Origin of the sequence: Ruoffia sp. FAM 26254, from assembly GCF_045528545.1 — a bacterium.
GTDB lineage: Bacteria > Bacillota > Bacilli > Lactobacillales > Aerococcaceae > Ruoffia > Ruoffia halotolerans.
Window position 1 is genome coordinate 123,265 of the sequence record NZ_JBGQQY010000001.1, and the last position, 7,166, is coordinate 130,430.

Annotated in this window: 6 protein-coding genes and 1 tRNA gene; 4 read left to right on the plus strand and 3 right to left on the minus strand. The window is 37.6% G+C overall.

The genetic code is table 11. The features are described from left to right. Nucleotides 1-25: 25 nt before the first annotated feature. Nucleotides 26-1,222, minus strand: coding sequence for an aspartate aminotransferase family protein (locus ACEN3Z_RS00685; protein WP_407089146.1), 1,197 nt, complete (start codon nucleotides 1,220-1,222; stop codon nucleotides 26-28). Nucleotides 1,223-1,240: 18 nt separating this feature from the next. Then, nucleotides 1,241-2,269 carry a bifunctional ornithine acetyltransferase/N-acetylglutamate synthase gene (locus tag ACEN3Z_RS00690; RefSeq protein ID WP_407089147.1) on the minus strand — a complete coding sequence of 343 codons (1,029 nt, stop codon included), beginning with the start codon at nucleotides 2,267-2,269 and terminating at the stop codon, nucleotides 1,241-1,243. 111 nt (nucleotides 2,270-2,380) lie between these two features. On the opposite strand from ACEN3Z_RS00690, the gene ACEN3Z_RS00695 reads away from it, so the two are divergent. From ACEN3Z_RS00695 to ACEN3Z_RS00710, 4 genes are all read left to right on the plus strand, one after another. After that, complete coding sequence (locus ACEN3Z_RS00695; RefSeq protein ID WP_407089148.1) at nucleotides 2,381-2,998, plus strand: DUF1524 domain-containing protein; 618 nt, start codon at nucleotides 2,381-2,383, stop codon at nucleotides 2,996-2,998. A gap of 317 nt (nucleotides 2,999-3,315) precedes the next feature. Beyond that, the gene (locus ACEN3Z_RS00700) at nucleotides 3,316-3,762 is read left to right on the plus strand and encodes a DUF4385 domain-containing protein (RefSeq protein ID WP_407089149.1); all 447 of its coding nucleotides are present in this window, start codon (nucleotides 3,316-3,318) and stop codon (nucleotides 3,760-3,762) included. A gap of 71 nt (nucleotides 3,763-3,833) precedes the next feature. Continuing rightward, a complete protein-coding gene (locus tag ACEN3Z_RS00705; protein WP_022796604.1) occupies nucleotides 3,834-5,153 on the plus strand; it encodes a DUF2254 domain-containing protein in 1,320 nt (439 codons plus the stop codon). A gap of 78 nt (nucleotides 5,154-5,231) precedes the next feature. Further along, nucleotides 5,232-5,304 (plus strand) — tRNA-Thr (locus tag ACEN3Z_RS00710). Between the two features lie 904 nt (nucleotides 5,305-6,208). Here the strand turns inward: ACEN3Z_RS00710 and ACEN3Z_RS00715 are convergent. After that, the gene (locus ACEN3Z_RS00715; protein WP_138404454.1) at nucleotides 6,209-6,799 is read right to left on the minus strand and encodes a DUF6448 family protein; all 591 of its coding nucleotides are present in this window, start codon (nucleotides 6,797-6,799) and stop codon (nucleotides 6,209-6,211) included. Nucleotides 6,800-7,166: the final 367 nt, after the last annotated feature.

Below are 7,166 nucleotides of genomic sequence, written 5' to 3' on the forward strand. Positions count from 1 at the left end.
TTTGTGGGGTTTAATATTTTGTCTGTTAATTTAATTGGCTCAATGTTTTTGCAAGACGCTCAATAAATACATCTATCTCTATCGTATTAACATTTAAAGGGGGTAATAGCCTTAGGACATTGTGTTTAGAGCTTGTGACTAGCAAGCCATTGGTATAAGCTGATTGGATTACATCGGCTACGGGCACATCCAGTTCAAGTCCAAGCAAAAGCCCCCAACCTCGAATGTCCTTGATGATATTAGTTTGTGTTTGTAATAGCTTGAGCTGTTGCATTAAATAATCGTGTTTTAGCTGGACATTTGCTAGTAAATCTTTTTCTTGAATTTCTTCAACTATATATTTTCCAGCAGCTGTTGCTAAAGGATTACCGCCAAAAGTCGTTCCATGCGAACCAATGTCAAAATATTGAGCTATACTTTCTTTGGCTAAGATTGCACCAATTGGAAATCCACCGCCTAATCCTTTAGCTAATGTGATGATATCTGGTTTTAAATCCGTGTTTTGGTAAGCAAATAGGGTTCCGGTGCGGCCCATTCCTGTTTGGACTTCATCAATCATAATCAATACATTGTGTTCCTGTTGAATTTCCATAAGCGCCTTAATGAAATCAGGCGCGATGATATTAATACCACCTTCTCCTTGGATAATTTCTACCAAAATAGCACATGTATTCTGATTAATAGTTGACTTTAGGGCGGTCACATCATTAAACGGAACATATTTAAATCCCGTCAACATCGGGCCAATATTCTGGTGCATTTCGGGTTGTCCTGTTGCGCTTAAAGCCGCAAAGGTTCGTCCATGAAAAGAGTGTTTCATTGTAATAATTTCTGTGGCCGATTCTCCTTTAATTGCTTGTCCCCATTTTCTCGCTAGTTTTATCGCGCCTTCATTCGCTTCTGTGCCTGAATTAGCAAAGAAAGCTTTTTCTAAACTTGATAAGTTGACAAGTGCTTCAGCTAGTTCAATTGCGGGTTGATTCCAATATAAATTCGATGTATGAATTAGAGTTTTTGCTTGCTGATAAATTGCTTGCGCCAATCCTGAATCGGCATGACCTATTACATTCGTTGCAATCCCTGAAACAAAATCTAAAAATTCTTGCCCCTCAGCGTTGGTAATCCAAGCACCTTTACCGTGGGTGAACACTCTTTCACCACGCTGGTAAGTATTCATCAAAACTTGCTGCCCTCGCTTTGTCCATTCTGATTGCTCTGACATATTGTTCTCTCCTTTCGCTTAACTACGATAATCTGCATTTATTTTTATGTAATCTAAAGACATATCACAGGTCCATACTTTACTATTGCTAACTCCTAAACCTAAATCAATAATAATCGTCACACTCTGTTCACTCATTACAGCTAATGCTTGTGTTTCATCGAACGGTAAACCTACACCTTGCTTACACACTTGCACATAGCCTGCTTCGGACTCAAAAGCAATCGCAATTTTATCTGCTTGTAAGTACTCTGGCTGACTTTGCCCGATTGCGGAAATAATTCGCCCCCAATTAGCATCTTGACCATATAGCGCCGTTTTAACCAAATTGGAAGTTGCAACTCCCTTCGCAATCTTAAGTGCATCAGCATGAGTTTGAGCGCATTTAACGATAACTTCTACAAATTTTGTTGCACCTTCTCCATCTTTAGCCATTAAACGGGTCAGCTCTTGGCTGAGCTCTAATAAACCCCTGTAAAATCCAGCCAACGTCTCATCGTTCCAAGTAATCTTCACTTTACCGGTTGACGCTAGAAAAACTGTATCATTTGGACTTGTATCGCCATCTACCGTTAAACAGTTAAAACTGTCGCCTACAACATCTTTAAATACCCCTTGGTGTTCCACTTCCATTGTGCCAAAATCTAACTGGGCTTCCCCCGGTGGATGTTCAAGTCGTTCATATCCAGCAGTAGGTAACTCTTGATGATGGTTACTTTTCCATTCTCGAACATAGTTGGTCACCGTGCGATAGGAACCGGAAAAATTCAAGTCACATAATGCTTCAAAATAATTCAGTGCGGTACGTCTTTTTTTCTTGGGTAATCGAAAATCTTCTTCTAACCAAAGCGAAACGATGTCTCCCCACTTTTCATCGTACATCATGCCTCGTTTTATTTGTTTAATAGGTTTTGGCCATACAGGTTGATCGGCATATTTTTTAGCTGTGCGCCAATTGATTCGGAGCGTTTGGGCAATATCGTTAATCGATTTATCGTGATTATTTCTTAAATTTTTGATAGTATTAATATCGGTCATTGTTAGCATCCTTTTCTACCTCCAAGTAAAAGTGTCGGAACTTAAACTTTAGAGGATAATTGAATAGCTAACAAGGCCTTTTTTTGCCTGCAGAGTCATGTACAAATGTGCTGCAAACTTATGTACTTTTATTTTGCCATAAACAGATATAATTCAAAATATAGTAATCGTCCCTTTAAGGAGAAGAAAAACATCGAAAAAGGTTTTAATGAGAGTCATTTTAGTTTTCTAAATCAAATCCCGAAAGCAACAAATGAGTGGGGAAAAGAGGAGATAGTCAAACGACGTAATCAGTTAATTGACCAAGCATTAATGGTATGGCCAATGCCAGAGACAACTTATCAACCTATAGAATCTATTGAAGAATCTAACTTATACATTTATGATGGTGAAGAAACTTATACGGGCTACAGAATAAAAGGTTATATTTTTGTTGATGAGGATTATCAAGAAGTCACTACCTGGCGAGAGATGTTCATTCAAGTAATTAAACGACTAGCAAGAGTTAATCCCAATAAAATTATGGAGTTAGCAAGTAGTCGATTAAATAGTGGCTATACCACTTTATTTACAGATTACGAAGATACTAGGAGAACAGAGATTATACCAGGAATTTATCTTAAAACTTCAATCTCAAATTTTGGTAAAATGAATTGTCTACGTCAATTATTCGATTTGTTTGATATTGATTATAGCGAGTTGCAGTTAGATGCCCTTGCTCCTAAAGTAGAAAGTTAATACGAAGCAAGAGAGACTCCATCGCTTTTATAACAGTAAAGTGATGGGGTTTATTTTAATATATAATAATTAGATTACCGTACCAGATAGCGAATAGAATTTATTACCTATCGATGATACGGACATACGTATCATAAATGATGATAAAATTGAAAACAATTTACAGACAAATGTTAGCGAGACCTTTACGAATCTAGCTTTTTTGTCTTCCGGTTAGGAGCAGACAAGATAGTTGCCTGGAACACAAAATTAACGTCATGTTTAGTAACAAAACTAAACAGAAAAAGTGAAATGGATCGACATGAGGGGGGGGTAACATGGCCTTTGATTATGAACTGGATTTCGCTCAGATAAACTTCCGGGACCAGCCTGAATTGTATCGAGTGGGCCGAGGAGAACAAGGGGTGCTTCTGGTAGAACCTTATAAAAGCGAGATACTACCACATTGGCGTTTTAAGACTCCAGAAATTGCTAAAGTATCTTCTGACAAAATCTACCAGCTGTTTTTGGATTACCAGGCAGCCGGTGATTTTGTGGGTATGGATATGAGTCGGAAGTTTCTTAAAATGGGCTACACTAGATCTAGACGTTACGCCAATTACAAAGGTGGTCGCAAATATGATGAAAATGGCGACATAAAAGAAAGAATAATAGACGAAGAAAAAGCAAAGTCAGCTACCATTTTTGAAGAGAAGTGGAAAATTGTGAGGGAAAATGAAGCGTATTTAAAGTTGAAGAAAGAACATCAGAAAAAGTACGGCTGAAAAGAAGACATTCCTAAGGAGCGAGTGGTATAATAGAGAAAATAATTCTATCAAAGGAGGGGTTATAGAACATGGTCAAGGCATTTGGCTTATTTTTTGAAGATAAACGTATTTGGCTTATTCTAGGAGGGAGCGTGCTCTTTTCTTTCATTTTAGCGATTGGTGTTATCTTGCTCGACACCAGAATGATAAATGTGGTGGACTATTTCCCGACTGTTTTTCTAACGAGCGTCAATCTGGCCAAATCAATCTTGAGCCTGCTAGCGGGTTCCCTTTTTTCAGTGGCAACCTTCACGTTTGGGACGATGTTATCGGTCATTTCGTTCTACTCATCTAATTTCAGTCCCCGGACTGTTGAGAATTTTCTCTTACAGAAAACATCTATGCAAACTTTAGGGATTTTTCTTGGTGGTTTTATTTATTGTCTTTCCTCTTTGTTTTTTATGCGCAATTCAGAAGATGAATATTTGGTTGTTTCGGCCTCCATTGCCTTATTGTACGCCCTTGCCTGCGTTTTTTATTTTACGAAGTTCGTTTATAATGTGGCAATATCCGTACAATTGAACCATCTTGTGACTAAATTGTACAAGGAGGCCGAGTCAGTTGCGGATGAAACGATTGAATACTTTCAAGAAATGCCTTTGTTGGATCATCTTCCTCAAATAGACACGCTACACATCTTCACAGTAAAGGCTAACGAGAGTGGTTATGTTGAATATATTAATTTTAATCGACTAGTTGAACTGAGCAAGGAATTCAAAGGCACCATAGTGCTACATCTAAGAATAGGAGAGTTTATTTCCGCAAATCAGCCGCTAGTCGATTTATACACTAACCGAAAAGTTAAAGATGAATCACAGCTCCAAGCGGCAATAAACCGCACCCTAACTTATGAAGAAAAACCTTCTTCTATGTACGATCCAAATTTTGCTCGAGCTAAATTGATTGAAGTAGCTCTGAGGGCGGTTTCGCCAGGCATAAATGATCCTAATACCGCCATTTATATCTTAAACTACAAGGCTTTGTTGGATTCAAAATTTGCCAGTATACCAGGAAGGTTTGTGGTGATGGGCGAAGACACTGATGAGACATTTTCTTCGGGAGGTAACGTGATTTATGATTTCAATAATTTTCCAAAAGACTTATATGAAAGTTATTGGCAATTAATTCACTATATGAAGCAAGATATTTCTGGAGTGGTGGCACTGTTTGACTCTTTGTTGACAGTTGCTTATTCTGCACATCCGAAGAAGCTAAACTATATTAAGGATTACAGTAATTATCTGTTTAATCTAACGAGTCCCAATTTTACGGAAAGACTAGATATTCAAAATATCGAGGAACGCCAACAACGTATTCTAGGGATTAACCATCCTGAGCTAGAGGAATGAGCTTGAAACTGAAAACTATCTGTGTTATTTTTCGCTGAAAGGTTTATAATATTCTCTTTAGTTCAAAACACAAAGAATGCCGGTTTAGTTCAGTTGGTAGAGCATCGCACTCGTAACGCGGGGGCCGTAGGTTCGATCCCTATAGCCGGTATCACATTAATTTAGAAAGTACATCAAGGTTTAACCCCTGAGATGTACTTTTTTTCTGGCTAATATTTCCCAAAACCAAACCGTCACACATCCGTCGGTAAACTTGCTGGAAAAGAAGGTGTCGCATTATAATGGAACATGCGTACCATAAGTAATGCTAAAAATTACAGCTAACCTAAAAGGCAAAGATGCTTGATCAATGTATCCATCATCGAAGTGCAATTGTATATCGAATGTCTTAGTGTTTTTATCCTAGAGAATCACTTTTATGAAGGCTGGATAGAAATCTTTTAACTGAGTTTTACCCTTTCAACCGAAAATTATTCTTAAGTTCATATTGTAGTTGTAATATAAATTTAAAAAAGAGGTCCTAATGCTAAATAAAATTAAAGTTAAATTAGCCCAATTCATGCAAGGGCGTTATGGGATAGATTATCTTTACGTTGCAGGTATTATCCTTTACTTTGTGCTTTCTATTGTCCAGATTTTTGCGCAAATCCGACTATTAAATATATTGTTATCTATTTTTATCATATGGATATTTTACCGTGTGTTTTCTAAAAATATATCATCACGAAGAGCAGAAAATCAAAAGTTTATGAAGTGGATAAGTAAGCTTCAAAGGAAAGTAAAGCCAATATGGCAAAGAATTCGTCATATGGGAACGCACCGTTACAGAAAATGTCCTGAATGCGGTGTTACTCTACGGTTACCTCTTAAGAGGGGAAGAAGGCAAGTAGTCTGTCCCAAGTGCCAGAATCGCTTTGAGGTAACGATTAGACTATAGTGTCACTTGTTAGATTGCCTATTTTAAACTGAAATTAAAAAACCCCATGATAGAAGTCTGCTAACATAGACCTTTATCATGGGGTTGAGTTTTACCGAAATACTTAGAAATGAGTTATTTAATGTGAATCGTGACTCTCTTCTTCGTGACCCTGTTCGAATAGATGAGTAAACTCAACATAAGCCTCTACAAATGAGCGACCAGCTTCTGTATCCTCTACATCGAATTCTTTACGTTCAAGTAAGCTACTAAAAACCTCTTCAACATGGGCTTTATTATCCTCTGTGATGTACCCAGCGTCTTCCAATGGTTGTAGTGATTCTTCAGCGATACTCTGGTCAGCTAATGCAATACCTTCTTCTGTAGGCTCATCTGATATTCCTGTATAAGGTGCCCCTTCACCAGCGCGGTGTAAGCGAACAAAGTTTTCGAATAGATAATCGTGAGCAAGTTGGTCAGTCTCTTCGTCATCTGATTTGTCCATAACACTCATAGATTTGTCGAAAGTTTCTTTTAATTCTGCTTCGCTTTCTGGAAGAACCCAGTACGATATGTGATTAAAGTCATTTTTTTCGATGGCTGTCTGAAGTGCATCGTAAGTAGGACCTGAGGGAGTGTCACAGTGTGCTTCCGCAGTAATAGGAGCAATTAAACTAAAACCGAGACCAGCAATAACTAATGGGATATACATTTTTTTCTTTTGTAGCATTTCAATCCTTCTTTCTCTATTTGATAGCTTAATACTATCCAAAGAAAAGAAAATTACACTTGATGACAATCAAGTTTAAACAAAATCCCTGTGTAATAAAAAAGGACAACGTCCTGTGATATACTCCCCCTAAAGTAGTTTGCTTTTAAAAGTGTCTACTTTAAGGGGGACATATCAGGATTATCCTGAGCGATCTATTATTGTGTTTTGATTTTTTTTATGTTGAATTGCAATAATTATTGCGACAAATAAAGAAACCCATAACAGGTTCGTGTAAAATGTTAGTAACGACAAAAACATAAACACGGAGGTCTGTTATGAGCTACACACATCTTACCATAGAGGAACGTTCAAAAATAGAAATACT

Excerpts from the sequence above, each read along its gene's own strand:
- ACEN3Z_RS00685 (WP_407089146.1), bottom strand. The coding sequence starts at position 1,222 with ATGTCAGAGCAATCAGAATGGACAAAGCGAGGGCAGCAAGTTTTGATG.
- ACEN3Z_RS00690 (WP_407089147.1), bottom strand. The coding sequence starts at position 2,269 with ATGCTAACAATGACCGATATTAATACTATCAAAAATTTAAGAAATAAT.
- ACEN3Z_RS00695 (WP_407089148.1), top strand. The coding sequence starts at position 2,381 with ATGTACTTTTATTTTGCCATAAACAGATATAATTCAAAATATAGTAAT.
- ACEN3Z_RS00700 (WP_407089149.1), top strand. The coding sequence starts at position 3,316 with ATGGCCTTTGATTATGAACTGGATTTCGCTCAGATAAACTTCCGGGAC.
- ACEN3Z_RS00705 (WP_022796604.1), top strand. The coding sequence starts at position 3,834 with ATGGTCAAGGCATTTGGCTTATTTTTTGAAGATAAACGTATTTGGCTT.
- ACEN3Z_RS00715 (WP_138404454.1), bottom strand. The coding sequence starts at position 6,799 with ATGCTACAAAAGAAAAAAATGTATATCCCATTAGTTATTGCTGGTCTC.